The following is a 24,955-nucleotide window of genomic DNA, read 5'->3' as shown; positions in this document are numbered from 1 at the left end:
CCCGTAGGATGGGCGACATGGCCAAGACCAGTACGACGACCCAGGGGCTGCGGGCGGCGATCGAGCGCAGCGGTTACTACCCGGCTCTCGTGGCCGAGGCGGTGGAGGCCGCCGTGGGCGGCGAGCCCGTCCGGTCGTACCTGGTCCACCAGGAGACGACGTTCGACCAGAACGAGGTGCGGCGGCACGTCACCGTGCTCGTCCTCACCGCCAACCGCTTCATCGTCAGCCACACCGACGAGCAGGCCGCGGACAGCACCTCCCCGACCCCGTACGCCACCACGTCCACCGAGTCGGTCAAGCTCGGCCGGATCTCGTCGATCGTGGTCAGCCGCGTGGTCGCCAACCCGGAGTCGTACACGCCGGGCGCCCTGCCACGCGAGATCGTGCTCACCATCGGCTGGGGCGCCGTCTCCCGCATCGACCTGGAGCCGGCCGCCTGCGGCGACCCCGACTGCGAGGCCGACCACGGCTACACGGGCAGCTCGACGGCCGACGACCTGAGCCTGCGTGTCAGCGAGGCCGGCGACGGCCCGGAGACGGTGCGCCAGGCGCTCGCCTTCGCCCAGGCCCTGTCCGAGGCGACGGCGGACCTGCGCTGATGGCTCACCCCCCGCCCGCGGCCCACGACCGGGGGCGCCCGGCGCCCGGCGTCCCGGACTTCCACCCGGAGCCGCTCCCCGTCGGCTCCGCGCCCGTCCCGGCCTACGGCACCGGCTCGCTGGCCGACCTGCTGCCCACCCTCGCCGCCGGACTCGGCGTCCCCGGCATGACCGCGGGCATCGGCGAACTGACCCCCGCCGACCGCAACTGCGTCTTCCTGATCGACGGCCTCGGCTGGGAGCAGCTCAAGGCCCACCCGGAAGAAGCGCCGTTCATGACGTCCCTGCTGGCCGCGTCGCGCGGCGGCACCGGGCGTCCGATCACCGCCGGGTACCCGGCGACCACCGCGACCTCCCTCGCCTCCGTCGGCACCGGCCTGCCCCCGGGCGCCCACGGCCTGCCCGGCTACACCGTGCGCGACCCGGACACCGGCGAGCTGATGAACCAGCTCCGCTGGCAGCCGTGGACCCCGCCGGGCGCCTGGCAGCCGTACCCGACGGTCTTCGAACTGGCGCACCGCGCGGGCGTGCACGCCGCCCAGGTGTCCTCCCCGACCTTCGCCGACACCCCGCTGACGAAGGTCGCGCTCAGCGGCGGCACCTTCCAGGGGCGGCTGTCCGGCGAGGACCGCATGGACACCGCCGCCGAGCAACTGGCCGCCGGCGACCGCTCGCTGGTCTACACGTACTACGCCGAGGTCGACGGCGCCGGTCACCGCTTCGGCATCGACTCCGACACCTGGCGCGGCCAGCTCATGTACGTCGACCGCCTGGTGCAGCGCCTCGCCGAGCAACTGCCGCCCCGCAGCGCCCTGTACGTCACCGCCGACCACGGCATGGTCGACATCCCCTTCGACGAGACGCACCGCATCGACTTCGACGAGGACTGGGAACTGAAGGCGGGCGTCGCCCTCCTCGGCGGCGAGGGCCGCGCGCGCCACGTGTACGCGGTGCCCGGCGCCGCCGGTGACGTGCTGGCGTGCTGGCGCGAGGTGCTCGGCGAGCAGTTCTGGGTGGCGTCCCGCGACGAGGCGATCGCCGCGGGCTGGTTCGGGCCGGAGGTGGACGAGCGCGTGTACCACCGGATCGGCGACGTGATCGCCGCGGCGCGGGACGACGTCCTGCTCGTCGCCTCCGAGCGGGAGCCCAGGGAGTCGGCGATGGTCGGCAACCACGGCTCCATGACCCCTGCCGAGCAGCTGGTCCCCCTGCTCGAAGTACGCTCCTGACGCGCTCCGTCCCTGATCCTCGCCGAAAGGTACCCGACCCTCCATGTCCGAACTGGTGTTCTTCTGCGGAACGATGGACTGCGGGAAGTCGACGCTGGCTCTGCAGATCGAACACAACCGGTCCGCGCGCGGCCTGGTGGGCATGATCTTCACCCGCAACGACCGGGCCGGCGAGGGCAAGCTGTCCTCCCGCCTGGGCCTGGTCACCGACGCGGTGGAGGTCGGCGACGGCGCCGACCTGTACGCCCACCTCGTCGACCACCTCTCGCAGGGCCGCCGCGCGGACTACGTGATCGCCGACGAGGCGCAGTTCCTCGCGCCCGAGCAGATCGACCAGCTCGCGCACGTGGTCGACGACCTGGACCTCGACGTCTACGCCTTCGGCATCACCACCGACTTCCGCTCCAAGCTGTTCCCCGGCTCCCAGCGCCTGATCGAACTCGCCGACCGCGTCGAGGTGCTCCAGGTGGAGGCCCTGTGCTGGTGCGGCGCCCGCGCCACGCACAACGCCCGCACGGTCGGCGGCGTGATGGTCGTCGAGGGCGCCCAGGTCGTCGTCGGCGACGTCACGGGGTCCGCGGACGAGATCGGCTACGAGGTGCTGTGCCGTCGCCACCACCGCCGCCGGATGACGGCCGCGACGGCGAGGGCGGCGGCGCTGGCGCCGGATGTGCTGCCGGTGTCGCCGAGTTGACGGCCTCGTCCGCCGCGGGCGGCTGCCGTGGGACGGCGAACCTTTCCAAACAAACGATCGAATATTGCGGCTGGTCCCGCTATGATCTTCGACTGGCAAGGCCGTAGCGCAGAGGTCGTCGCGCCCACGCATCAAGCTGGAGGACGTCGGTTCGAATCCGACCGGTCTTGCCGTCCTGATCGTGGAGAAACGTCGACAGACGTCGGTCCGTCCTGGGCGGGCGGGGGCGGTTCCGTCCCCGGCGGACCGGACGCCGGCGACGGACCGGTGGAGTGGTGATGACGCAGCCGACCCCCGTGCGCTGCCCGGCGATCGAGCACCCGGACGTCCCGGCCGCCGATCCCGCGGGCCTGGGCCCGCTGCTGGCCAGGCTCGGTTCGCACCGGGCGGTCGAGGACGACGAGACGTTCCCGCTCGGCACCCTGCGCGCGGACGGCCGCGTCGACCTGTGCAAGCAGGGACTCGGAGCGGCGGGCGCCGCCCGGCTGATGCCCGCCGTGGCAGGCTCCCCGCACGCCCGGCACGTCCTGCTCGGCACCAACGCCATCGGCGACGAAGGGGCGTCGACGGTCGCCCGCGCCCTCTCCGACGGCCACGGACTGCACACCCTCTACCTCGGCTGCAACCGCATCGGCCCCGACGGCGTCACCGCGCTCGCCGGCGTGCTCGCCACGGACGACACCGTCCGTGCCCTCTGGCTCAAGCGCAACCCCGTCGGCGACGACGGTGTCACGGCCCTCGCCACGATGCTCCGCCGCAACACGGCGCTGCGCACCCTCGACCTGGTCAACACCGGTGTCACGGCGGCGAGTCTGCGCCTCCTGCTCGACGCCCTCACCGGCCGTCCGCGCCCGGTGGAACGCCTCTTCCTCGGCGGCAACGGCCTGACCGCCGACACCGCCGGGCTGCTGGCGGCGCTCGTCCGCGACGCGGGGGTGCGCGAGCTGTACCTGCCCGCCAACCACCTCGGCGACAAGGGCGCCGCCGTGCTCGCGGCAGCCGCCGCCGACTCCGGGCGGCCGGTACGCCTCGGCCTGGGCGGCAACGGCATCGGACCCGCCGGAGCACGCGCCCTCGCCGACGCCCTGAGCGGCATCGAGGCGCTCGACCTCGGACGCCCGATGTCGGAACGGAGCCTCGGCGCTCCCGCCAACACCACCGGCGACGACGGCGCCCACGCCCTGGCCTCCGCGCTCCCCGGCAGCCCGCTGCGCCGGCTGGAGCTGCGCCACACCGGACTCACCGGCCGGGGCGCGAAGTCCTTGCTGGCGGCCGTCCCGGACGGCTCCCCGCTGGAGTACGTCGGCCTCGGACCGGGACTGCCCCGCAAGGTGAAGCGGACCTTCGCCCGGCGCCTGCGGCCCATGACCGCCGCCCACCCCGACCTGCGCGCGATAGGGAGCGTCTACCGGTGAGCCGTCGTACCGCGCCCGCCTGCTTCTCGCCGGAGGAAGCGTCGAGCTGGCGGCGGATCCGCCGTCACGCGGTGCCCCGCGGCATGATCGAGCGCGCGACCCAACGCCGTACGGCGGGTGACTGGAGGGGCGCCTGCGCCGCGGCCCTGGTCGACGTCGACCTCGACCTGGCGGAGATCGCCGAGCACTGCGGCCACGACGTCGCCGACGCGCTGGAGGACGACCTGCGGCACCTGGTCCCCGACCTGGTGCGCTGGCACCTGCCCCGGTACCTCGGCGGCTGGACCACCCTGGCCACCGACCGCACCGTGGTCCTCGCCCGGTACCGGCCGGTGCGGGCGGGCGAGGAGCCGCGCTCCACGCCGTACCTGCACCTCACCACGCCCGCGATGCGGCAGGGTCCGCAGCGGATCACCCTGCGGTTCGGCACGCTCGCGGACGAGGGGGCCGCCGGTGTGTTCAGCAGCACGACCGAGGACTGGCGGTACGCCCGGCACCTGTGGGACGACCGGCACACCGCCGTGCTGCGCGAGCACGCCGGCGGCCCCGGACGGCTGCCCTTCTTCAGCGCCGACGGCGGACTGCTCGCCCCGGACGAGCTGCCCCCCTCGGACCCCGGCGCCGGCGACCCGGCGGCGCGGGCCGAGTGGGTCACGCTGCTGCATGAGAAGGGGGAGGCCGCGGAGGCCTTCGCCGCGGCCGGGATCGATGCCGACCTGACGACCCCGGGCGCCGGCCCCCGCTGGTACCGGAGCGATCCGACGGTGCTCGTCGGCAGGCTCGCGCTCGATCACACCCGCCTGGAGCGGGAGGTCCGCCGGCTCCGGGGCGAGGGCGTCGGCGACCGCTTCCTGATCCTCGGTGACTGGCGCACGCGTCTTCTGCTGGAGCCGGCGGCCACCGGTCTCGCACTGAGGGCGGTGGACCGCGAGGAGGTCCAGGGCCTGCCCTTCCTGCCCGAGACGCTCTGGCGCAGACTCCCCGACCTCGACCTGCTCCGGGTGGGCGGGGTCGCGCCGGAGCATCTGCACCCGCTGGTCGGCGAGGCCCTGTTCCCCGGCGTCCGCCCCGACGGCGGAATCGGTGGACCGCCGGGCCCCGGCGCCCCGGCACCCGTCCGGGTGCGCTGTCGGGGCGAGTGGCACGAGGTGGGCTTCCGGCCGGACGGTCGGCTCCGCATGCCGCACAGCGACGAGGAGCAACAGCGCGAATGGGCCCTGCGCGCGTTCGGCGGCGCCGTCGCCGGCTGCTTCGCCGTGGCGCAGACCTGGACGTCGGGCGAGGGCAGGCTGCCGAAGGCACTCCGCGCCCAGCGGCTCGACTTCTTCCTGCGCGCCCAGCACGGCGACACCGACGGCGTGCTCCGGCTCCTGGACGCGGGAATGGACATCCGGGTGCGGAGTGCCGCCGGACGCTCACTGCTCCACGTCCTGAACCTCATCGACCACGAGCGCCTGCTGCCCCGGCTGCTCGCGGCGGGCCTCGACCTGGAGGCGCGCGACAAGCAGGGGCGGACCCCGCTGTTCGTGGCGGTCGCCGAGGGCGGTTCCCGGGCTCTCGTGGAGGCGTTGCTCGACGCGGGCGCCCGGATCGACGTGGAGGACGGGATGGAGCTGTCGCTCGCTCACGTCGTCCGCCGCTACCGGAGGTCCGACCTGGCCTTCCTGCGGAAGCGCGTTCGTGAGGAGCATCCGGACGTCGGGAGCGAGTGGTGGGAGGACTACTTGACCCACTTGCAGGACGAGGACAACGACCCGGAGCCCGACGAGGACGGCGGCGCGGAGCCCGTGACACCGGAACCCGACGGGTCCGTCGAGCGCGAAACAACCGAGTACAGCGAGGAACCGCCGTTTTGAGCACCGACCCCGCCCCCCGCACCGACCCCGCCCCGCTCGCCGCCGCCGACGCCCTCGTCACCCGGCTTCGCGCACGGCGCACCGAGCCCGCAACCAGCCCTCAACTGGAGGCACTGGCCCTGGCCGTGACGGCCAATGAGCCCGTCCTCCTGTGGGGCGAGCCCGGCATCGGCAAGTCGGCCGGACTGGAACAGCTCGCGGCCGGACTCGGGCTTCCGCTGGAGACGGTCATCGCGAGCGTCCACGAGCCCTCGGACTTCGCCGGGCTGCCGATCGTCGGGGACGACCCGGCGGCGACGGGCGTGCCCATGGCCCCGCCGGACTGGGCGGTCCGGCTCCGGGACGCCGGGCACGGCCTGCTGTTCTTCGACGAGTTGTCCTCCGCGCCCCCGGCCGTCCAGGCGGCGCTGCTGCGGGTGGTCCTGGAACGCCGGGTCGGCAGCCTGGTCCTGCCCGACGCGGTGCGGATCGTCGCCGCCGCCAACCCGCCGTCGAGCGCCGCGGACGGCTGGCACCTCAGCCCGCCGCTCGCCAACCGCTTCGTCCACCTCCACTGGACCCACGACCCGGCCACGGTCGCGCGCGGCATGGCCGGCACCTGGCCGGAGGCGACGGTCCCGGTCGTCGACCCCGCCAAGGTGCCCGGCGCGGTGGCGCGGGCGCGCGGCGCCGTCTCCGGACTCCTCACCGCCCGCCCCGGCCTGGTCCACCAGCTCCCCGGCGACGCGGAGGCGCGCGGACGCTCCTGGCCGTCCCCGCGCACCTGGGAGATGGCGCTGCGGCTGCTGGCCACGGCGTACGCGACCGGCGCGGGCCGTGAGGCGACGGCCGCCGCGCTCACCGGGTCCGTCGGGGACGGCGCGGGCATCGAGCTGTTGTCGTACCTGGAGCACCTGGATCTGCCCGACCCCGAGCGGGTCCTCGCCGACCCCGGCGCGTTCGCGCTGCCCGACCGCGGCGACCGGCAACTAGCCTTCCTCATCGCGATCGTCGCCGCCGTGCAGAGCGATCTCACGCGGCCCCGCTGGGAGGCCGCCTGGGCGGTGCTGGCGAAGGCGGTGGACGCGGGCGTGCCGGACGTGGCCGCCCGTGCCGCCACCGACCTCGCGGCGATGCGCCGGCTGGACTGGTCCGTACCTCCCGGCATCGACGCGTTCCTGGACCTGTTGCGGCTGTCCGGGGCCCTGCCCGGCGGCCGTTGAGGCGAGCGGGCATGACGGATCCCCGCGACGGCCTGGACCGCACCAAACTCCTCGCCGCCCGCTACCGCGCGGCGCACGATCGCCCCTATCTGGCGTCGGCGCTGTACGCCCTCGGCATCGTGGCGAGCAGCGCGGTGCCGACGATGGGCGTGGACCGGCACTGGCGCTGCTACGTCTCGCCCGCGTTCGTCGACGCGACCCCCGTCGAGGAGCTCGCGGGCGTGTGGGTTCACGAGGTGGCGCATCTGCTGCGCGACCACCACGGCCGCGCCGGACGGCTCCCCGCCGCGGACCAGCGCGACCACTACCGCGTCAACGTCGCCCAGGACTGCGAGATCAACGACGACCTCCTCGCCGACGGCCTGCGCCTGCCCGCCGGACGTGTGGAACCCCGCCTCCACGGCCTGCCCGACGGTCAGTTGTTCGAGGAGTACCTGCCGGCGCTGCCCCCGCACGTCCGGGAACACGACTGCGGTTCGGGCGCCCACGGCATCCCGGCGCCGTGGGAACTCCCGCAGGCCGACGGCCCCGACGGGGTCGGCGAGGCCGAGGCGCAGGCGCTGCGTCGGCACACCGCCGAGGCGATGCGCGCCCACCTGCGCTCCCGAGGCACCCTGCCCGGCGGCTGGCGGCGCTGGGCCGAAGAGGTCCTGGAACCCGCGGTCGACTGGCGGCAGGCCCTGTCCGGCGCGGTACGGGAGGCCGCCGCATGGGCGGGCGGCGCCGTCGACTACACCTACCGCCGCCCCTCGCGCCGCACCCCGGCGCTGCGCGGCGTGGTCCTCCCGAGCCTGCACCGTCCGCTGCCCAGGGTGGCCGTCGTCGTCGACACCTCGGGCTCGATGGGCGACGCGGAACTCGCTGCCGCGCTGGGCGAGGTCACGGGCGTGCTGCGCGAGGTCGGCGTACGCGGCAACCGCGTCACCGTCCTCGCCTGCGACGCCGACGTGCACGCCGTGTCGAGGGTGACGTCCACCGAGCAGGTCACGCTCGGCGGCGGGGGCGGCACGGACCTGCGCGTCGGCATCGACGCCGCGCTCGCCGCCCCCGACCGCCCGTCGATCGTCGTCGTCCTCACCGACGGGTACACCCCCTGGCCCGCCGAGCCCCCTTCCTGCCGCCTCGTCGCGGCCCTAATCGGCCACGACGCCCCCGAGCCGCCGCACTGGGTGGAGACGGTGCGGGTCCCGGCCGCCTCCGTCTAACCGGCCACGTCGAGCAGCAGCTCGCTCAGCTCGACCGGCATCGTGATCATGCAGTCGTGCCCGGTGGGCAGTTCCCGTACCCGCGACGGCGCCCCGTCGGGCTGGAGCGCCGGCACCGGGCGCCGGACGATGCCCTCCGGGGTCGCGCCCACGCAGTGGATGTGGGTGCGCGGGACCTGACGCAGGGACGGGTTGTCCAGGCACGCCGGCTGCTGGAGGCACCGCACCGGGTGGTCGGAGAGCATGCCGCGCAGCCACTCCTGGTCCGCCGGGTCGGTCACCCCGAACAGGCCGGAGGGCGGCGGAAGTTCCGGCAGCGGCGGGATACGCCACGGGGCGTCCGTGGCCGCGGCGGCGTCGATGAGGTGCTGGGTCACGGGCTGCGCGTCGACCGCGGTCTCGCCGTGCTCCGGCACCATCGCGTCCAGATACACCAGGTGCGCGACCCGCTCAGGAACTTCGTTCGCCGCCGATGAGATCACCAGTCCCGCGTAGCTGTGGCCGACCAGGACGAGGTCGGTCAGGTCCTCGTCCTTGATCAGCCGGACGACGTCCTCGACATGGGTGTCCAGGCCCACCTCGGGGCCGAGCAGGTGCGCCTTGTCGCCGTAGCCGGTCAGCGAGGGGCGGAACACGCGGTGGCCGGCGGCCTCCAGCAGCGGGGCCGTCCGGTCCCAGCACCGGCCGTCGTGCCAGGCGCCATGGACAAGCAGATAAGTCGACACAGGGGTGCCTTCCGAAAGCGGAGCACGGGGAAGAAGGCGGTTCCCTTTCGTGTCTCGGTACGCTTCGGGAACCGTCCGTTCATCGTGGTGCACCCGCCCGACCTGGGGCAATAAGGCACATTCCGGTGACCCGGTTCCCTGGAGGTAACCATGACCGCAGCCGACGGCCCGTCACCGATGCCGCACCGGCGGGACCCGTGCCGCACCAGCGACGTCCTCGGCATCGTCGGCGACAAGTGGTCCCTGCTCGTCGTCCGCAACCTCAGCCAGGGGCCGCGCCGCTTCACCGAACTGAAGCGCGCCACCACCGGCATCAGCCAGCGCATGCTCACCGTCACCCTGCGCAGCCTGGAACGCGACGGCATCCTCACCCGCACCGTTCACAACGTCATGCCGCCGCACGTCAGTTACGCGCTCACGCCGATGGGCATGACCCTGCGCGAGGCCACCGCACCCCTGCTGGAGTGGTCCACCCGCAACCTGGACGGCATCCACGCCGCCCGGGCCGCGTACGACTCGCGGACGGAGACGGCCCCGCCGCCGTCCTAGTCCTCCCGCCCGCGCCGCGTGCAGTTCGACGGTGACCGACTCCGGCATCCGGTCCCGCGACGGCCTGCGCAGCCGCCCGGTCAGGTGGGTGAGCAGCCGGCTCTCGGGGCCACCGCCGTACCGCCGGATCCCCGGGCGTGCTCCGGGGACCCGCCGATGTCGTGCCAGGCACTGTGCTGTGCCGGCACGGCAGCTGCGCCGCCGTGCCGCACCGCGCGTCAGCGCGGTCCTCGCACCAGCGCGAACCGCGCCCCCTCCGGGTCCGCCACCGTGGCGACCCGGCCGTGCTCGGTGTCCCGGGGACCGCCGAGCACCTGGCCGCCGAGGTGCAGCACCCGGTCCACCGCGTCGTCGGTGTCCGCCACCGTGAAGTACGTCGTCCAGTACGGCCCCCGGTCCCGGGGCAGCGCCTTGCCCAGACCGTGGACGCCGGTCACCGGGCGGCCGTCCAGACGCAGCGTCACATAGTCCAGGTCGGCGGAAACGACCGGCTCCTCGTCGTAACCGAACACCGTCTCGTAGAACTTGGCCACGTTCGTCGTCTCGAAGGTCGTCAGCTCGTTCCACGCCGGAGTGCCGGGCCGGCCCCTGACGCCCGGGACGGCCCCGTCGGCCGCCTGCCAGATGCCGAAGACCGCGCCGCACGGGTCCGAGGCGAGCGCCAGCCGCCCCGCGTCGTCGGCGTCCAGCGGCCCCACGCCGACGGTCCCGCCGCACGAACGCACCACCTCGGCCGTCAGATCCACGTCGTCGGAGGCGAAGTACGGCGTCCACGCCACCGGCAGCCGGCGGTCCGGCGGCAGCACCCCGATCCCGGCCACCGCGTGCCCGTCGAGCACGGCACGCACGTACGGGCCCCACGGCCGCGGGCCGGGCCGGAACTCCCAGCCGAACAGCGCCCCGTAGAACTGCTCGGTCACGTCCAGTCCGCGCACCATCAGGCTCACCCAGCAGGGTGTGCCGGGCGCGTGCCGGGCGGACCCGTCGCCGTCCGGGCGGGCGTTCCCCCGTGCGTCGGTCATCGTCACTCTCTTCTCGGCCGCCCGTACGTCGGCCGTGTCCGCTCGCCCCTGCGGGGCCTCCCGTGCCGGCGCGGCGGATCGTTCCCGCAGCGCGGCCGACACCGTATGTGCCCGATACCGTACGCCCGGTGACCGGATGTGCCCGGCCGAGCAGAGTAGCCGTACCGGGACGAGTCGGCCACCCCGTGCGCGAGGATGGTGACCATGAACGCCATCATCTCCGCATCCGAACTCGCCGACGCGCTGCGGTCGGACCGCCCGCCGGTCCTGCTCGACGTCCGCTGGCAGCTCAGCACGGCCGCCGCGAAGGGTGAGCCGTTCGACGGCCGGTCCGCCTACGCGGCAGGCCACATCCCCGGCGCCGTCTTCGTCGACCTGGACCGCGAACTGGCGTCCGCGCCGGGCCCGCGGGGACGCCATCCGCTGCCGGACCCCGAGGTGTTCGGCGCCGCGATGCGGCGTGCCGGCGTGTCGGCCGGGACGCCCGTGGTGGCGTACGACGGCGGCATCGGCTGGGCGGCGGCCCGCGCCTGGTGGCTGCTGCGCTGGACGGGCCACCCGGACGTGCGGGTCCTGGACGGCGGACTGCCCGCCTGGGAGGGGCCGTTGGAGACGGCGGCGCCGGAGCCGGCCGAGGGCGACTTCGTGCCGGAGCCGGACGTGAGCGGGGTGCTGGACGCGGACGGAGCGGCGGCGCTGGCCCGTTCGGGGGTGCTGCTGGACGCCCGTGCGGGGGAGCGGTACCGGGGCGAGGTGGAGCCGATCGACCCCGTCGGCGGCCACATCCCGGGCGCGCTGTCGGCGCCGACCTCCGACACCGTGGACGCGGACGGCCGTTTCCGCCCTGCCGCGGAACTGCGCGCCCGCTTCGGCGAGCTGGGCGTGACGCCGGACGCGCCGGTCGGGGTGTACTGCGGCTCGGGCGTGTCGGCGGCGCACGAGGTGCTGGCGCTGGAGATCGCGGGCATCCCGGCGGCGCTGTACGTCGGCTCCTGGTCGGAGTGGTCGTCGGATCCGGCGCGACCGGTCGCGGTGGGGCCGGATCCGCAGTAGCGGAGCCCTGTCGGCCCTGGCGGGCCTCGTCCTCGAGCGCGGAGGGGCTGAACTCAGCCCCTCCGCGCTCGAGGAGCGGGGTCCGGGGCGGAGCCCCGGGACCTGCCTAATCCTGCTTCTTGCGCCGCGTGCCGAAGACGATCTCGTCCCAGCTCGGCACCGCCGCGCGACGGCCCGGACGGACGCCGTCCGCCTCGGCCTGACGGTCGGTCGAGCCGATGAGACGGTCGCGGTGGCCGCCCACCGAGCGGGGCATCAGCACGTCCGCGTACGCGGAGCCCGCGGACGCGGCGGGAGCCGGCGGCTCCTCCACCTCGGGCTCGGACTCCGGCTCCTCGGCGGCCGGTTCGGTGCGCTCCGGCACCACCAGGTCGCCCCGGAAGCTGGGCACCGCCTCCAGCAGGCTGGTCAGCGAGTCGCGTTCGCCCGAGGCGGTGGCCGCGGTGGACTCCTCGGCCGGTTCGGACGCCTGTGCGGGCAGGCTGGAACGCTCGCGGTCGGCGGGCCGGTCCAGCGGGCGGTCACGCGGCAGCCGGGCGATGCGCGGCACGAACGGGAAGCTCGGCTCGGGCGCGGCGAGGTCGTCGGACTCGCCGATCAGCGAGCGGGCCTCCTCGTCGACGGCCTGGACCAGCCGCCGGGGCGGGTCGTACGTCCAGCTCGCCGAGTGCGGCTCGCCCGCGACCCGGTAGACCAGCAGGACCTCCCAGGTACCGTCGTCGCGGCGCCAGGAGTCCCACTGGACGGTGTCCTTCTCCGCGCCGCGCAGCAGCAGCCGCTCCTGCACGGCCTCGCCCAGCGGCGGGCCGGAGTTCTCACCGGGGCGGCGGACCGGCGTCTTGCGGGCGCGCTCGGCCATGAAGGCGCGCTCGGCGAGGACGGGGCCCTCGAAGCGCCGGACGCGGTCCACGGGGATGCCGGCCATCTGCGCGACCTCTTCCGCGGTCGCGCCCGCCCTTATACGCGCCTGGATGTCGCGGGGGCGGAGGTGGCTCTCCACCTCGATCTCGATCTGGCCGAGGCGGGGACGGTCGCCGCGCACGGCGGCGCGGAGCCGTTCGTCGATCGGAAGCGTGTACTCCGTGCTGTCCGCAGCCTTCAGCACCAGCCGTGTGCCGTCATTCGAGACGGCCACGACACGCAGTTCGGGCATGGGGACCTCCCGGGTGGTGCCTGCCGACGTCACGTGCGTCGCTGCTTCCGCTAGTCGAGTGTGGCCTGCCCGGGTGCAGCCTGCCACAACCTTGCCGAGTTGCCCGGCGTGTCGGGCGCGGGCCCAGGATCGCCGTTATGGCACGGTTACCTATTCGCAACGCTAAGTGACCAAAAGCGTCACCCTGTGCAACTAGCCCCCTCCCGGCGGTCCTCCGAGGACCCGGGCGCCCTGACGGGAGTCCGGACCCAGGGCTCGCAACAGTACTCCATTTGGGCCACGTGCGTGGATTGGCACGCCGTGCGAGTTCGTGCAAGGGGCGGGACTTGGCCGTCGTTGCCCCACTCGTCCGCCCCCGCACGTGGTGGATTTGTGGGGAACTTCACGCAATCGCCGGAAACAGAGGCAATGTCTACGCGCCCAGGACCCGGCGCAGGTGGTCGTTGCGGAACAGCCGTTCCGGGTCCAGCCGGTCCCGCAGCGCGACGAATTCGCCGAAGCGCGGATACACCCGCGAGAGGTACTCGGCGTCACGCGTGTGGATCTTCCCCCAATGGGGTCGTCCCTCGTGCGCGGTGAAGATGCGCTCGGCGGCGGTGAAGTACCGCTGGTACGGCGTCCCCTTGAACATGTGGACCGCGACGTACGCGCTCTCCCGGCCGGACGCCGTGGACAGCGTGATGTCGTCGGCCGGCGCGGTGCGCACCTCCACCGGGAAGCTCACCCGCAGCGGGGACCGGTCCACCATCGCCTTCAGTTCCCGCAGCGTGTCCACGAGCGCCTCGCGCGGGACGGCGTACTCCATCTCCACGAAGCGCACCCGGCGCGGGGAGGTGAACACCTTGTAGGGGATGTCGGTGTACGTCCGCGCGGACAGCGCCCGGCTGGAGACCTGCGCGATGGCCGGAATCGTCACCGGGGCGGCGCGGCCCACCCAGTTGGCGACCTGGAAGACGCCGTTGGAGAGGAACTCGTCCTCGAACCAGCCGCGCAGCGGCGGCACCGGGCGCTCGGGGCCCGCGCTGCGGTTGTTCCGCTTGGTGTTGGTGTTGCCGGTGTGCGGGAACCAGTAGAACTCGAAGTGCTCGTTCTCGGCGTGCAGCGCGTCGAACTCGGCGCACACCCGGTCGAACGGCATGGGCTCCTCGCGCGCGGTGAGCAGGAAGAGCGGCTCCACGGCGAAGGTGATCGCGGTGACGATGCCGAGGGCGCCGAGACCGATCCGGGCGGCGGCGAAGACGTCCGGGTTCTCCTCCGGTGAGCAGGTGAGCACCGAGCCGTCGGCCGTGACCAGCTCCAGGCCCTCGATCTGGGCGGCGATGGAGGCGGACTCCCGGCCGGTGCCGTGGGTGCCGGTACCGGCGGCCCCGGAGACCGTCTGTTCCATGATGTCGCCCATGTTGGTCAGGGACAGACCCTCACGCGCGAGCGCCGCGTTGAGCCGCTTCAGCGGGGTGCCCGCCTCGACGGTGACGGTGCCCGCCTCGCGGTCGATCCTCCGGATCCCCGTGAGCAGCTGAGGGCGTACCAGCAGACCGTCGGTGGCGGCTATGGAGGTGAAGGAGTGGCCGGTTCCGACCGCCTTCACCGGCAGCCCGTCCTCGGCGGCCCGGCGCACGGCGGCGGCCAGTTCGTCGACGGACGCCGGTGTGATTTCCCTGGCCGGCCGGACGGAGACGGTGCCTCCCCAGTTACGCCACGTGCCGTTCCTCGTGCTCGTCGTGCTGCCCAACGGAGCCTCCCCGACCCGGTGCCGGCCGGAGCCGGCGGTACCCGAGGAAACCGACCGCGACCGCGACGGCCCCGGCGGCCACCGGGACCCCGTACCCGGCGCGCGCCCCGGCCGCGTCGATCACCCAGCCGGCCGCGGAGGAGCCGAGGGCGACCCCGACCGCGAGCCCGGTGCTCACCCAGGTCATCCCCTCGGTGAGCTGCGCGCGTGGTACGTGCTCTTCGATGAGGGACATGGTCGTGATCATCGTGGGAGCGATGGACAGACCCGCAACGAACAGCGCCACGGCCAGAAACGGCAAGTTCCCGACCAGTAGGAGTGGGATCATACTCACGCCCATGGCGCAAACGCCCAGCAGCCACCGGCGTTCCGGCGCCCCCGCGAAGTGCAGCAGGCCGAACACCAGGCCGGCCACGCAGGAGCCCAGGGCGTACACGGAGAGCACGACGCTGGCCGCGGCCTTCCGGCCCTCCTCCTCGGCGAAGGCCACGGTGACCACGTCCACCGCGCCGAAGATCGTGCCCGTCGCCACGAAGGTCGCCACCAGCACCTGAAGACCCCGCGAACGCAGCGCCGTGCCGCCGCCCTTCCGCTCCCGGGGGTGCGGCTCCGGCTCGGTGGCGCGCTGCGCGGTCAGCCAGAAGACGCCCACCGCCAGGAAGCAGGCCGCCAGCAGCGGGCCCGCCTCCGGGAACCACGCCGTGGACAGGCCGATGGAGACGATCGGGCCGACGATGAAGCACACCTCGTCGACCACCGACTCGAACGAGTAGGCGGTGTGCAGGCTCGGGGTGCCCCGGTACAGCGCCGCCCAGCGCGCCCGGACCATCGCGCCGAGGCTCGGCACGCAGCCGATGCCGACGCACGCGGCGAACAGCACCCACTCCGGCCAGCCGAAGTGGACGGCGAACAGCAGCACCGCCGCCGCGGACAGCGACAGCAGCGTGGCCGGACGCAGCACCCGGCGCTGCCCGTACTGGTCCACCAGCCGTGACACCTGAGGGCCCGCCAGCGCGGCGGACAGCGCGATCGTGGCCGAGAGGGCCCCCGCCAGTCCGTACCGGCCGGTCACCTGGGAGATCATCGTGACCACGCCGATGCCCATCATCGACAGCGGCATCCGGCCGAGGAACCCCGCGGCGGAGAAGGCCTTGCTGCCGGGGGCGGCGAACAGGGCGCGGTAGGGGCTGGGCACGGGGTCTCCGGAAGATCAGTAAGGTGCTATCGCAGTGGATACAGATTACCGGCGGCGTCACCCGCTCGCGCCGGTGATCCGCGACACCTTCCCGCCGCACCCCGGCCCCTGTCCCGGCCGTCGGCCCCGGGTGGGAGGATCGAGACATGTCTGACGTGTTCGATGCCAGTCCCTACGACGCCCTGCTCCTGCTCTCCTTCGGCGGCCCGGAAGGCCCGGACGACGTCGTCCCGTTCCTGGAGAACGTGACGCGCGGGCGGGGCATCCCCAAGGAGCGCCTCAAGGAAGTCGGACAGCACTACTTCCTGTTCGGCGGGGTCAGCCCCATCAACGACCAGAACCGCGCCCTGCTGGACGCGCTGCGCAAGGACTTCGCCGAGCACGGCCTGGACCTGCCGGTCTACTGGGGCAACCGCAACTGGGCGCCCTACCTCACCGACACCCTCCGCGACATGGTGCGCGACGGCCGCCGCCGCATCCTGGTCCTCGCCACCAGCGCCTACGCCTCCTACTCCGGCTGCCGCCAGTACCGCGAGAACCTCGCGGACGCGCTCGCCACGCTGGAGAAGGAAGGGCTGGAGCTGCCGAAGATCGACAAGCTGCGGCACTACTTCAACCACCCCGGCTTCGTCGAGCCCATGGTCGACGGCGTCGTCCGGTCCCTCGCGGACCTCCCCGAGGAGGTCCGGGACGGGGCGCACATCGCCTTCTGCACCCACTCCATCCCCGAGACCGCCGCGGACACCTCCGGCCCCGTCGAGGCCCACGGCGACGGCGGCGCCTACGTCGCGCAGCACCTGGACGTGGCCCGGCTGATCGCCGACGCCGTCCGCGAACGCACCGGCGTGGACCACCCCTGGCAGCTCGTCTACCAGTCCCGCTCCGGCGCCCCGCACATCCCGTGGCTGGAGCCCGACATCTGCGACCACCTCGAGGAGCGGCACGCCGCCGGCGTCCCGGCCGTGGTGATGGCCCCCATCGGCTTCGTCTCCGACCACATGGAGGTCCTGTACGACCTCGACACCGAGGCCACGGCCAAGGCGGACGAGCTGGGCCTGCCGGTGCGCCGCTCGGCGACCGTCGGCGACGACCCGCGGTTCGCCGCCGCCGTCCGCGAGCTGGTGCTGGAGCGCGCGGCCGCCGAGAGCGGGCGGGACGTCACCCGCTGCGCCCTGGGCGCGCTCGGCCCCAGCCACGACCTGTGCCCGGTGGGCTGCTGCCCGGCGCGCGCCCCGCGTCCCGCCGCCGCGGGCGCCGACAGCCCCTACGCCTGAGGAGCCCCGTGACCGATCCCCTGCACGCGGAACTGCTGGAACTGGCCCGGGAGGCCGCCCGGCGCGCGGGTGAGCTGCTGCGCGACGGCCGCCCGGCCGACCTCGCGGTCGCCGCCACCAAGTCCAGTGCGGTCGACGTCGTCACCGAGATGGACATCGCGGCGGAGAAGCTGATCACCGGACTGATCGCCGAGCGCCGCCCGGAGGACGGCGTCCTCGGCGAGGAGGGAGCCTCCACCGCCGGCAGCAGCGGCGTCCGCTGGGTCGTCGACCCCCTCGACGGCACGGTGAACTACCTGTACGGCCTGCCCACCTGGGCCGTCTCCGTCGCGGCCGAGCAGGACGGGGTGACCGTGGCCGGCGCGGTGTTCGCCCCGATGCGCGGCGAGGCGTACCACGCGGTGCTGGGCGGCGGGGCGTGGGCCACGGGCGCCTGGGAGGGCGAGCGGCGCCTGGCCTGCCGGCCGTCGCCGCCGCTGGACCAGGCGCTGGTCTCCACCGGTTTCAACTACGTCGCCGACGTCCGCGACCACCAGGCCGAGGTCGCCCGCCGGCTGATTCCGCTGGTCCGGGACGTCCGACGTGGCGGCTCGGCGGCGATCGACCTGTGTGACGTGGCGGCCGGGCGCCTCGACGGCTACTACGAGCGGGGCCTGCACCCGTGGGATCTGGCCGCGGGCGCCCTGATAGCCCGAGAGGCCGGCGCCCTCACGGCTGGGCGCCACCCCGACAGCCCTCCGTCGGGTGACCTCGCGGTGGCGGCCTCCCCCGGTGTCCTCGGACCTCTTCTCCACCTGCTGGAGGAGTTCGGGGCGTGGCACGACTGAGGGTGCGGTCGGCTGCCGCCGCCGGCTGACGGGGGCGGCAGCCGGGGCCGAGCGCGGCCGCGCGCGCGGCGGCCTGTGGCCGCCGGCCGGGCCGGATGACGGCCCGGCCTGCCGGGCGGCAGCGGGCGGCGGGCACCGTCCGCCCACGCCGTCGCGCACGGCGCCGGGAGCGCACAGGCGGGTGTCCGCGGGCGGCTCGCCGTGCGCCTCGGGGATCGGTGCCGGGCCCGGCCTCCGGCAGCCCGACCGCCGCCGAACAGCCGTGCGGCTCACCGCGGGCAGGGGCGGGCGTGCCGGCGTGAACGGCGGCGGACCCGGTGGAGTGATCCACCGGGTCCGCCGGGCGTTTCCGTGTGCGCCGGTCAGACGCTGTTCGCGCCGACTTCCACGCCGTGCTCGGCGGCGAGGCGGCGCAGGTCGTCGAGCTCGCCCTGCTCCACTTCGACGAGGAAGTCGTCGCCCTCGTCGCGGGCCCGCGACAGGTCGGACTCGGTCGCCTTTATGCGCTGCAGAAGTCCTGCGGTGAATGCGTCCATGCTGCGCCCCCTCGTCCTGGGTCGGTGGGTCGGTGGCACGGGGTGTGCCGTCGGGAGGGACGATCACGTCCGTGGCGGATGCCCGGCGCCGCTCGGCCGGGCGGCGACGGTACCGGGACATCCACGCCCGCTCTGCGGAAGCGGACCGTGTGCACCGCATGGTGGTGCGGTACGAGCAGAGTGTGATCGCGGGATGTAAACCCGTCCTCCCCAGGCTCCCTCCCGGGGAAACCTGACCTCGCGAGAAATTCTCGTATTCCCGCCCCGTTCGCCCGCGTGTTCCCCGGTCCCGGTGCCGTCGGCCACCCCCTCCCCGGCCGCCTTACAGCCGACTTACGGCCGAAAAGTGCAGGATGGAGGCAACGACACCCACCCGTACCCCTGCCCGCGTGCGCGCCCACACGGCCGCCGGGCGGGTCATGAGGAAGGACAAGCGACGTGCGCGTACTCGTCGTCGAGGACGAGCAGCTGCTCGCCGATGCGGTGGCCACCGGACTGCGCCGGGAGGCCATGGCCGTCGACGTCGTGTACGACGGTGCGGCCGCCCTGGAGCGCATCGGCGTCAACGACTACGACGTGGTCGTCCTCGACCGCGACCTCCCCCTCGTGCACGGCGACGACGTCTGCCGCAAGATCGTCGAGCTCGGCATGCCCACGCGCGTGCTGATGCTCACGGCGTCCGGTGACGTCAGCGACCGCGTCGAGGGACTCGAGATCGGCGCCGACGACTACCTGCCCAAGCCGTTCGCCTTCAGCGAGCTCATCGCCCGCGTGCGGGCGCTCGGCCGGCGGACCAGCGTGCCCCTGCCGCCCGTCCTGGAGCGGGCCGGGATCAAGCTCGACCCCAACCGCCGCGAGGTCTTCCGCGACGGCAGGGAGGTGCAGCTCGCGCCGAAGGAGTTCGCCGTGCTGGAGGTCCTCATGCGCAGCGAGGGCGCCGTGGTCTCCGCGGAGCAGCTGCTGGAGAAGGCCTGGGACGAGAACACCGACCCGTTCACCAACGTGGTCCGCGTGACCGTCATGACCCTGCGCCGCAAGCTGGGCGAGCCGCCGGTCATCGTGACCGTGCCCGGCTCCGGATACCGGATCTGATCACCGACCATGGCCGCCACACCCGCGCCCCCCACCGCGCCGCCCAAGCCCACCTGGGACCCCCGGTCGCCCACCCCCATACCGTGGCTGCGTCCCACCATCCGCATACGGCTCACGCTGCTGTACGGCGGCATGTTCCTGATCGCCGGCATCCTGCTGCTGTCGATCATCTACCTGCTCGCCGCGCAGGCCCTGCGCAACGGCAGCCAGCCGCTGTTCAAGATCGTCGACTTCGACGGCCTGAAGGTCTCCAGCAACGACTGTCCGGGCGTCGCCGACGGCAACCTCTCGCTGACCGAGTTCAACGCCGCGATCAGCGAGTGCATCGACGACCAGCGCCAGGTCGCCCTGGACAACCTGCTCAGCCGCTCCCTGCTGGCGCTGCTCGGCCTCGCCGTCACCGCCTTCGCCTTCGGCTACGCCATGGCCGGGCGCGTGCTGTCGCCGCTGGGCCGGATCACCCGCACCGCCCGCGCGGTGGCGGGCTCGGACCTGTCCCGCCGGATCGAGCTGGACGGCCCGGACGACGAGCTGAAGGAGCTGGCCGACACCTTCGACGACATGCTGGAGCGGCTCCAGCGCGCGTTCACCGCCCAGCAGCGCTTCGTGGGGAACGCCTCCCACGAGCTGCGCACCCCGCTGGCGATCAACCGCACGCTGCTCGAGGTGCACCTCTCCGACCCGCAGGCGCCGGTGGAGCTCCAGCAGCTCGGCAAGACCCTGCTGGCCACCAACGAGCGCAGCGAGCAGCTCGTGGAGGGCCTGCTGCTGCTCGCCCGCAGCGACAACCAGATCGTGGAGCGGGGCCCCGTCGACCTCGCCGAGGTGGCCGGGCAGGCCATCGACCAGGTCGCCTCCGAGGCGGAGTCCCGGCACGTGACGATCCGCGGCGACCGCCGTTCCGCCGTGGTCCGGGGCAACGGCGTGCTGCTGGAGCGGATCGCCCTGAACCTGGTGCAGAACGCCGTACGGTACAACGTCCCGGAGGACGGCTGGGTGGAGGTCACCACGGACGTCCAGCACGGCCAGGCGGTCCTCGTGGTGTCCAACACGGGACCGGTGGTGCCCGCGTACGAGATCGAGAACCTCTTCGAGCCGTTCCGCAGGCTGCGCACCGAGCGGACGGGCAGCGACAAGGGCGTGGGCCTCGGTCTGTCCATCGTGCGGTCGGTCGCCCGGGCGCACGGCGGGCACATCTACGCACAGCCGCGGGAGGGCGGTGGGCTCGTGATGCGCGTCACCCTGCCGATCTGACATCATGCCCCGGCTCCGGCGCGTGTTCGCTCTGGGCGGAATTTTCGAGCGGCCCCCTTATCGAATTCGTGTGTGATCGATCACAGGCGCGTCGACGCGGCCCTCTACTCTCCGTGATCATGAACTCCGCCCGAAGGTCGGAAAAGTCCTGGTTTTCAGGGCTCCCGTTCACGGGAAGTACACGGTGAGGCGCCTTTGAAGTGCGGCATCGGGACCGTGTACGGTCCCCATCGCCATCCAAGCCGATCACTCGTGAGGAGTCCGGTTGGGTGTCGATTGAGTAACAGACCTTGATGTGAGGCAAAATCTCCGCCTCAGGTCGGGCACAAGTCCGGCCTCTCACGCGTTACGTGCGCTGGAGACACCGCATACACCCAGAGGGGGAGAGCGACATGGCTACCGACTACGACACTCCACGCAAGACCGACGACGACGTCGACTCGGACAGCCTCGAAGAGCTGAAGGCCCGGCGGAACGACAAGTCGGCCTCGGCCGTGGATGTCGACGAGTTCGAGGCCGCCGAGGGCCTCGAACTGCCCGGTGCGGACCTCTCGAACGAGGAGCTGGCCGTCCGGGTCCTGCCCAAGCAGCAGGACGAGTTCACCTGCATGAGCTGCTTCCTGGTGCACCACCGCAGCCAGCTGGCCCGCGAGAAGAACGGCCAGCCGATCTGCCGCGACTGCGACTGAGGCGGGGTCGGCCGTGACTGGCTCGACCCCACCGCGGAAGCGCCGCTTCTTCTCGAAGAACTCGAAGAACTCGAAGAAGGCGGACCAAGGGCCCTCCGGGGGCCCGCAGCACGACACGCGTGACTCCGAGCGAGGCTGGACCGGTTCCGGGGCGGCCTCGCTCGAAGCGCAGTCCGGCCGGGGTGACCTCCCGGCGTCCGTGGAGGTCACCGCGCCCATGGCGCGCAGGCGTACCGCCGTCGTCCGGGAGAAGGCCCGGGAAGGCGTCCGCAGGGGCGGCGTCCGCGCCCGCGCGGGGCTGGCGCACCTCGCCGACCGGATCATCGACATCGCCCCGCGTGTGCCCGTACGGGACCTCGCGACCCTGCGGGAGCAGTTCCCCGGGCTCGGACCCGAGGAGCTCGCCGACAAGCTCGTGGCGGGCGCCGCGAAGGCCACCGCGACGGTCGGGGCCGGCGTCGGAGCGGCGGCCATGATGCCCGTACCGCCCGCGATGCCGGCGGAGCTCGCCGCGGAGATCACCGGCGTCGCCGCGATCGAGCTGAAGCTCATCGCCGAACTGCACGAGGTCTACGGCGTACGGCCGGCCGGCGGTCTCGGCCGTCGCAGCACCGTCTACCTCGACTCCTGGTCCCAGGAACGCGGCGTCGAGGCGACCAGGCCGTCCACCGTGAGCGCCGCGCTGAACAGCCGCATGAAGCGCGAACTGCGCCAGCGGATCATGAAGCGCACGGTGCGCAATCTGCCGAACCTGATGCCGTTCCTCGTGGGCGCGGCCGTGGGCGCCGTGATGAACCGGCGCGACACCAGGAAGCTCGCCGCCCGCGTCCGCGACGACCTGCGCAAGATCCAGGTGCCCTGGGACGAGCTGCCCGCCCTCCCCGCGCTGGAGCGCCCCCACGACGCTCTGCCCGAGCACGTCCTGGAACAGGGCGGCGACCGCCACCGGAAGGACGACCGCTACCGGAAGGACGACGGGCCCCGGTAGGGGAGGCGAGCCCCTGAGAAGCGTCCGCTAAGAAGCGTCCGCCGCGTCCTTCGCCGCCCGGAGCGCCTGCGCCAGCCGCTCGGGCTCACGGGTGGACAGGAAGACGTAGGGAGTGGGGTCCTCCGGGTCCGTGACGTCCACGCGCAGCGCACCCGGGACGTACGCGCGCAGCAGCATGAACGCGCGCGGGTCCGCCTTGTGGCTCCGCCAGGCGCGCGCCTCCTCCGCGTCCAGCACCTCCGCCTCGCCGAGCGCCGACACCGGGATCTTCGCCTCGCCCGCGATCAGATGGCCGTTCACGACCCGGATCCGCACCGAGCCGTACGCGCTCACCACGACCGCCGCCGCGGCGGTGCCGCCGGCCAGCCCGGCCAGCATCGGCAGGGTGCCGAACGGCAGCATGATCAGCGCGAAGGAGACCCCGGCCAGGGAGGACAGGAGCCACCAGGAGCGCGGAGCGGTGAGGCGTTCTTCGTACGGGGCGGCGGAGAGCTGCATGAACCAAGCTTGGCACGCTTCCCGCAGGGGCCCCGCGCCAGGGCGGACGCGTGCTCGGCCACCCCCCGGCGGGCGGGTAAGGTCTGCGGCTGTGAGTGGTCATTCCGCAGCTCTTCAGCCCCCCGCCGGCGCCCTGCCGCCCGTGCGTCACCCCGACGCCCCCGCACCCGGCGAGCTCCTGGGCGCGCACTACGGACAGTGCTTCGGCTGTGGCGACGAACAGCCCCACGGGCTGCACCTCCAGGCGCGCGCCGGCGAAGGCGTGTCGATCACCGCCGAGTTCACCGTGCGGCCCGCACACCAGGGCGCCCCCGGACTCGCCCACGGCGGGGTGCTGGCCACCGCCCTCGACGAGACGCTCGGCTCGCTGACCTGGCTGCTCCGCACCATCGCGGTCACCGGCCGGCTGGAGACCGACTTCGTCCGGCCCGTGCCCGTCGGCACCGTGCTGCACCTCCAGGCGGAGGTGACCGCCGTGGCGGGGCGGAAGATCTACTGCACCGCCACCGGACGCATCGGCGGCCCCGACGGCCCGGTCGCCGTCCGCGCGGACGCCCTGTTCATCGAGGTCAAGGTGGACCACTTCATCGACCACGGCCGCCAGGAGGAGATCCGGGCCGCGATGGAGGACCCCGACCAGGTCCGCCGGACCCGTGCCTTCGAGGTGAACCCGTGAGCGGGCCCGGCCGCGGCGCACTCGAGGTGCTGATCCGGCGCGTCGACCCCGACGTACCGCTTCCGGCGTACGAGCACCCCGGCGACGCGGGGGCCGATCTGCGCACCACCGAGGCCTGTGAACTGGCCCCGGGCGAACGGGCCGTCCTGCCCACCGGGGTGTCTGTCGCCCTCCCGGAGGGGTACGCGGCCTTCGTGCACCCGCGATCCGGTCTTGCCGCCCGCTGCGGCGTCGCCCTGGTGAATGCCCCGGGGACGATTGATGCCGGGTACCGTGGGGAGATCAAGGTGATCGTGGTGAATCTCGACCCGCGCGAGTCCGTGCGGTTCGAGCGCTTCGACCGGATTGCCCAACTGGTCGTCCAGCAGGTCGAGAGGGTGCGTTTCGTGTCGGTCGCGGAGCTGCCCGGATCGGCCCGGGCCGAGGGGGGCTTCGGATCCACCGGCGGCCATGCCGCGGTGGAAGGCGAGAGCGGCACAAGCGTTCAGGCCGCCGAGGGCGGTACAGCGGGTGGGAATCGATACGCTTCGGTCGTATCCGACCGGGAAGGACAGTGACGTGTTCGGACGTCGCAAGAAGAGGGATGCCGCCGACGGTGCGGCCGGCGAGGCCGAGCAGGTCGTCGACGGTGTCGACGCGGAGGCGGACGAGGAGACCGGGCGCGTGAGGCTCGAGCCCGCGCCCCGGCCCGACGGGCCCTGGGACAGCTCCGAGGTCCGCGAGCCCGGCGAGGGCCGGGTCGACCTGGGCGGTCTGTTCGTGCCCGGTGTGGACGGCATGGAACTGCGCGTGGAGGTCGCGGGCGACGCGATCGTCGCGGCCACCGTCGTGCTGCGGGACAGCGCGATCCAGTTGCAGGCCTTCGCCGCGCCCAAGCGCGAGGGCATCTGGGGCGAGGTCCGCGAGGAGATCGCGGCCGGCATCACCCAGCAGGGCGGCATCATCGACGAGGTCGAGGGCCCGCTCGGCTGGGAGCTGCGCGCCCAGGTGCCGGTGCAGCTGCCGGACGGCACCGGCGGCTTCCAGGTCGTGCGGTTCGTCGGCGTGGACGGCCCCCGCTGGTTCCTGCGCGGAGTGATCTCCGGGCAGGGCGCGGTGCAGCCGGAGGCGGCGGGGCTGCTGGAGCAGATCTTCCGGGACACGGTGGTGGTGCGCGGGGACGGCCCGATGGCCCCGCGCGACCCGATCGTCCTGAAGCTGCCGAACGACGCGCAGATGGTGCCGGAGAACGTGCAACAGGAGGAGGGGTCCCGGTTCGCGGGCGGCATGAGCCGGCTGCAGCGGGGTCCCGAGATCACCGAAGTGCGCTGAGCGTCGTCTTCCCGGCCCGCGGGGCCGGTCGTCCGCGACCGGTTCCCGCGGGCCGACGCGCTTCACGGGGCGCCGCCCCGAACCCCGCTCCCCGAACGCCGGACGGGCACGAGGAGCCGGGCGGCGCGGAGCGACACCGGGGCCCGGCCCACGGGGGAGCGCCGGCCGGGCGGCCGTC

25 protein-coding genes and 1 pseudogene are annotated in these 24,955 nt (G+C 73.6%); 19 read left to right on the top strand and 7 right to left on the bottom strand.

What is annotated here, in order from left to right; translation table 11 throughout:
- Positions 1-17 precede the first annotated feature (17 nt).
- From C1708_RS08505 to C1708_RS08470, 8 genes and pseudogenes are all read left to right on the top strand, one after another.
- Positions 18-602 (top strand): DUF5998 family protein, encoded by a 585-nt coding sequence (locus C1708_RS08505; protein WP_198602435.1) that lies wholly within the window; start codon positions 18-20, stop codon positions 600-602.
- Positions 602-1,831, top strand: coding sequence for an alkaline phosphatase family protein (locus C1708_RS08500; protein ID WP_106412081.1), 1,230 nt, complete (start codon positions 602-604; stop codon positions 1,829-1,831). Before C1708_RS08505 ends, C1708_RS08500 begins: the two co-directional genes overlap by 1 nt.
- A 43-nt stretch (positions 1,832-1,874) precedes the next feature.
- The gene (locus C1708_RS08495) at positions 1,875-2,525 is read left to right on the top strand and encodes a thymidine kinase (protein WP_106412080.1); all 651 of its coding nucleotides are present in this window, start codon (positions 1,875-1,877) and stop codon (positions 2,523-2,525) included.
- A gap of 97 nt (positions 2,526-2,622) precedes the next feature.
- Positions 2,623-2,695: pseudogene (locus C1708_RS08490) on the top strand.
- Between the two features lie 108 nt (positions 2,696-2,803).
- Positions 2,804-3,940: a leucine-rich repeat domain-containing protein gene (locus C1708_RS08485; protein WP_106416219.1), complete on the top strand. Its 1,137-nt coding sequence runs from the start codon at positions 2,804-2,806 to the stop codon at positions 3,938-3,940.
- Complete coding sequence (locus C1708_RS08480; RefSeq protein WP_106412079.1) at positions 3,937-5,796, top strand: ankyrin repeat domain-containing protein; 1,860 nt, start codon at positions 3,937-3,939, stop codon at positions 5,794-5,796. Before C1708_RS08485 ends, C1708_RS08480 begins: the two co-directional genes overlap by 4 nt.
- Positions 5,793-6,998, top strand: coding sequence for an AAA family ATPase (locus C1708_RS08475; RefSeq protein ID WP_106412078.1), 1,206 nt, complete (start codon positions 5,793-5,795; stop codon positions 6,996-6,998). The genes C1708_RS08480 and C1708_RS08475 overlap by 4 nt, the downstream gene beginning before the upstream one ends.
- 11 nt (positions 6,999-7,009) lie before the next feature.
- Positions 7,010-8,203, top strand: coding sequence for a vWA domain-containing protein (locus tag C1708_RS08470; protein ID WP_106412077.1), 1,194 nt, complete (start codon positions 7,010-7,012; stop codon positions 8,201-8,203).
- On the opposite strand, the gene C1708_RS08465 is transcribed toward C1708_RS08470, so the two are convergent.
- Positions 8,200-8,928, bottom strand: coding sequence for an alpha/beta fold hydrolase (locus C1708_RS08465; protein WP_106412076.1), 729 nt, complete (start codon positions 8,926-8,928; stop codon positions 8,200-8,202). The genes C1708_RS08470 and C1708_RS08465 overlap by 4 nt on opposite strands.
- A 150-nt stretch (positions 8,929-9,078) precedes the next feature.
- Between C1708_RS08465 and C1708_RS08460 the strand changes: the two genes are divergently transcribed.
- The gene (locus tag C1708_RS08460) at positions 9,079-9,477 is read left to right on the top strand and encodes a winged helix-turn-helix transcriptional regulator (RefSeq protein WP_106412075.1); all 399 of its coding nucleotides are present in this window, start codon (positions 9,079-9,081) and stop codon (positions 9,475-9,477) included.
- Positions 9,478-9,695: 218 nt separating this feature from the next.
- Here the strand turns inward: C1708_RS08460 and C1708_RS08455 are convergent, their stop codons facing one another.
- Positions 9,696-10,499, bottom strand: coding sequence for a VOC family protein (locus C1708_RS08455; protein WP_106412074.1), 804 nt, complete (start codon positions 10,497-10,499; stop codon positions 9,696-9,698).
- Positions 10,500-10,703: 204 nt separating this feature from the next.
- Between C1708_RS08455 and C1708_RS08445 the strand changes: the two genes are divergently transcribed.
- Positions 10,704-11,552, top strand: a complete 849-nt coding sequence (locus C1708_RS08445; protein ID WP_106412072.1) for a sulfurtransferase — start codon at positions 10,704-10,706, stop codon at positions 11,550-11,552.
- 106 nt (positions 11,553-11,658) lie between these two features.
- On the opposite strand, the gene sepH is transcribed toward C1708_RS08445, so the two are convergent.
- The 3 genes from sepH to C1708_RS08430 all read right to left on the bottom strand — a co-directional run bounded on the left by sepH (position 11,659) and on the right by C1708_RS08430 (position 15,632).
- On the bottom strand, positions 11,659-12,705 hold the full coding sequence (gene sepH / locus C1708_RS08440; RefSeq protein WP_106412071.1) for a septation protein SepH: 1,047 nt from the start codon (positions 12,703-12,705) through the stop codon (positions 11,659-11,661).
- A 412-nt stretch (positions 12,706-13,117) separates the two neighbouring features.
- Positions 13,118-14,437, bottom strand: a complete 1,320-nt coding sequence (locus C1708_RS08435; protein ID WP_106412070.1) for a D-arabinono-1,4-lactone oxidase — start codon at positions 14,435-14,437, stop codon at positions 13,118-13,120.
- Positions 14,397-15,632 (bottom strand): MFS transporter, encoded by a 1,236-nt coding sequence (locus tag C1708_RS08430; RefSeq protein ID WP_106412069.1) that lies wholly within the window; start codon positions 15,630-15,632, stop codon positions 14,397-14,399. The genes C1708_RS08435 and C1708_RS08430 overlap by 41 nt, the downstream gene beginning before the upstream one ends.
- A 146-nt stretch (positions 15,633-15,778) precedes the next feature.
- Here C1708_RS08430 and C1708_RS08425 point away from each other — a divergent pair, with 146 nt between their 5' ends.
- Positions 15,779-16,906, top strand: coding sequence for a ferrochelatase (locus C1708_RS08425; protein ID WP_106412068.1), 1,128 nt, complete (start codon positions 15,779-15,781; stop codon positions 16,904-16,906).
- Between the two features lie 8 nt (positions 16,907-16,914).
- On the top strand, positions 16,915-17,733 hold the full coding sequence (locus C1708_RS08420; protein WP_106412067.1) for an inositol monophosphatase family protein: 819 nt from the start codon (positions 16,915-16,917) through the stop codon (positions 17,731-17,733).
- A gap of 362 nt (positions 17,734-18,095) precedes the next feature.
- Here C1708_RS08420 and C1708_RS34375 read toward each other — a convergent pair whose 3' ends face one another.
- On the bottom strand, positions 18,096-18,269 hold the full coding sequence (locus tag C1708_RS34375) for a hypothetical protein (RefSeq protein WP_198602434.1): 174 nt from the start codon (positions 18,267-18,269) through the stop codon (positions 18,096-18,098).
- A gap of 438 nt (positions 18,270-18,707) precedes the next feature.
- On the opposite strand from C1708_RS34375, the gene C1708_RS08415 reads away from it, so the two are divergent.
- The 4 genes from C1708_RS08415 to C1708_RS08400 all read left to right on the top strand — a co-directional run bounded on the left by C1708_RS08415 (position 18,708) and on the right by C1708_RS08400 (position 22,292).
- On the top strand, positions 18,708-19,361 hold the full coding sequence (locus C1708_RS08415) for a response regulator transcription factor (protein WP_010353034.1): 654 nt from the start codon (positions 18,708-18,710) through the stop codon (positions 19,359-19,361).
- Positions 19,362-19,370: 9 nt separating this feature from the next.
- Positions 19,371-20,615, top strand: a complete 1,245-nt coding sequence (locus C1708_RS08410; RefSeq protein ID WP_106412066.1) for a sensor histidine kinase — start codon at positions 19,371-19,373, stop codon at positions 20,613-20,615.
- 392 nt (positions 20,616-21,007) lie between these two features.
- Positions 21,008-21,304, top strand: a complete 297-nt coding sequence (locus tag C1708_RS08405; RefSeq protein ID WP_003993510.1) for a DUF4193 domain-containing protein — start codon at positions 21,008-21,010, stop codon at positions 21,302-21,304.
- 13 nt (positions 21,305-21,317) lie between these two features.
- The gene (locus C1708_RS08400) at positions 21,318-22,292 is read left to right on the top strand and encodes a hypothetical protein (RefSeq protein WP_241911205.1); all 975 of its coding nucleotides are present in this window, start codon (positions 21,318-21,320) and stop codon (positions 22,290-22,292) included.
- 27 nt (positions 22,293-22,319) lie between these two features.
- On the opposite strand, the gene C1708_RS08395 is transcribed toward C1708_RS08400, so the two are convergent.
- Positions 22,320-22,790, bottom strand: a complete 471-nt coding sequence (locus C1708_RS08395) for a DUF3093 domain-containing protein (RefSeq protein WP_106412065.1) — start codon at positions 22,788-22,790, stop codon at positions 22,320-22,322.
- Between the two features lie 91 nt (positions 22,791-22,881).
- Here C1708_RS08395 and C1708_RS08390 point away from each other — a divergent pair, with 91 nt between their 5' ends.
- From C1708_RS08390 to C1708_RS08380, 3 genes are read left to right on the top strand one after another with little or no spacing between them, the layout of a single operon-like run.
- Positions 22,882-23,466, top strand: coding sequence for a PaaI family thioesterase (locus C1708_RS08390; protein WP_106412064.1), 585 nt, complete (start codon positions 22,882-22,884; stop codon positions 23,464-23,466).
- A complete protein-coding gene (gene dut, locus C1708_RS08385; RefSeq protein ID WP_106412063.1) occupies positions 23,463-24,023 on the top strand; it encodes a dUTP diphosphatase in 561 nt (186 codons plus the stop codon). The genes C1708_RS08390 and dut overlap by 4 nt, the downstream gene beginning before the upstream one ends.
- 1 nt (position 24,024) lies before the next feature.
- On the top strand, positions 24,025-24,777 hold the full coding sequence (locus C1708_RS08380; protein WP_106412062.1) for a DUF3710 domain-containing protein: 753 nt from the start codon (positions 24,025-24,027) through the stop codon (positions 24,775-24,777).
- Positions 24,778-24,955 lie beyond the last annotated feature (178 nt).

It is taken from the genome of Streptomyces sp. DH-12 (assembly GCF_002899455.1).
Lineage (GTDB): Bacteria > Actinomycetota > Actinomycetes > Streptomycetales > Streptomycetaceae > Streptomyces.
The sequence above is the reverse complement of the archived record's forward strand: the minus strand, read 5'-3'. Positions and strand labels throughout refer to the sequence as shown.

Coding starts and splice junctions, on each gene's coding strand:
- C1708_RS08505 (WP_198602435.1), top strand. CDS start 18: ATGGCCAAGACCAGTACGACGACCCAGGGGCTGCGGGCGGCGATCGAG.
- C1708_RS08500 (WP_106412081.1), top strand. CDS start 602: ATGGCTCACCCCCCGCCCGCGGCCCACGACCGGGGGCGCCCGGCGCCC.
- C1708_RS08495 (WP_106412080.1), top strand. CDS start 1,875: ATGTCCGAACTGGTGTTCTTCTGCGGAACGATGGACTGCGGGAAGTCG.
- C1708_RS08485 (WP_106416219.1), top strand. CDS start 2,804: ATGACGCAGCCGACCCCCGTGCGCTGCCCGGCGATCGAGCACCCGGAC.
- C1708_RS08470 (WP_106412077.1), top strand. CDS start 7,010: ATGACGGATCCCCGCGACGGCCTGGACCGCACCAAACTCCTCGCCGCC.
- C1708_RS08460 (WP_106412075.1), top strand. CDS start 9,079: ATGACCGCAGCCGACGGCCCGTCACCGATGCCGCACCGGCGGGACCCG.
- C1708_RS08455 (WP_106412074.1), bottom strand. CDS start 10,499: ATGACCGACGCACGGGGGAACGCCCGCCCGGACGGCGACGGGTCCGCC.
- C1708_RS08445 (WP_106412072.1), top strand. CDS start 10,704: ATGAACGCCATCATCTCCGCATCCGAACTCGCCGACGCGCTGCGGTCG.
- sepH (WP_106412071.1), bottom strand. CDS start 12,705: ATGCCCGAACTGCGTGTCGTGGCCGTCTCGAATGACGGCACACGGCTG.
- C1708_RS08425 (WP_106412068.1), top strand. CDS start 15,779: ATGTCTGACGTGTTCGATGCCAGTCCCTACGACGCCCTGCTCCTGCTC.
- C1708_RS34375 (WP_198602434.1), bottom strand. CDS start 18,269: ATGGACGCATTCACCGCAGGACTTCTGCAGCGCATAAAGGCGACCGAG.
- C1708_RS08410 (WP_106412066.1), top strand. CDS start 19,371: ATGGCCGCCACACCCGCGCCCCCCACCGCGCCGCCCAAGCCCACCTGG.
- C1708_RS08405 (WP_003993510.1), top strand. CDS start 21,008: ATGGCTACCGACTACGACACTCCACGCAAGACCGACGACGACGTCGAC.
- C1708_RS08395 (WP_106412065.1), bottom strand. CDS start 22,790: ATGCAGCTCTCCGCCGCCCCGTACGAAGAACGCCTCACCGCTCCGCGC.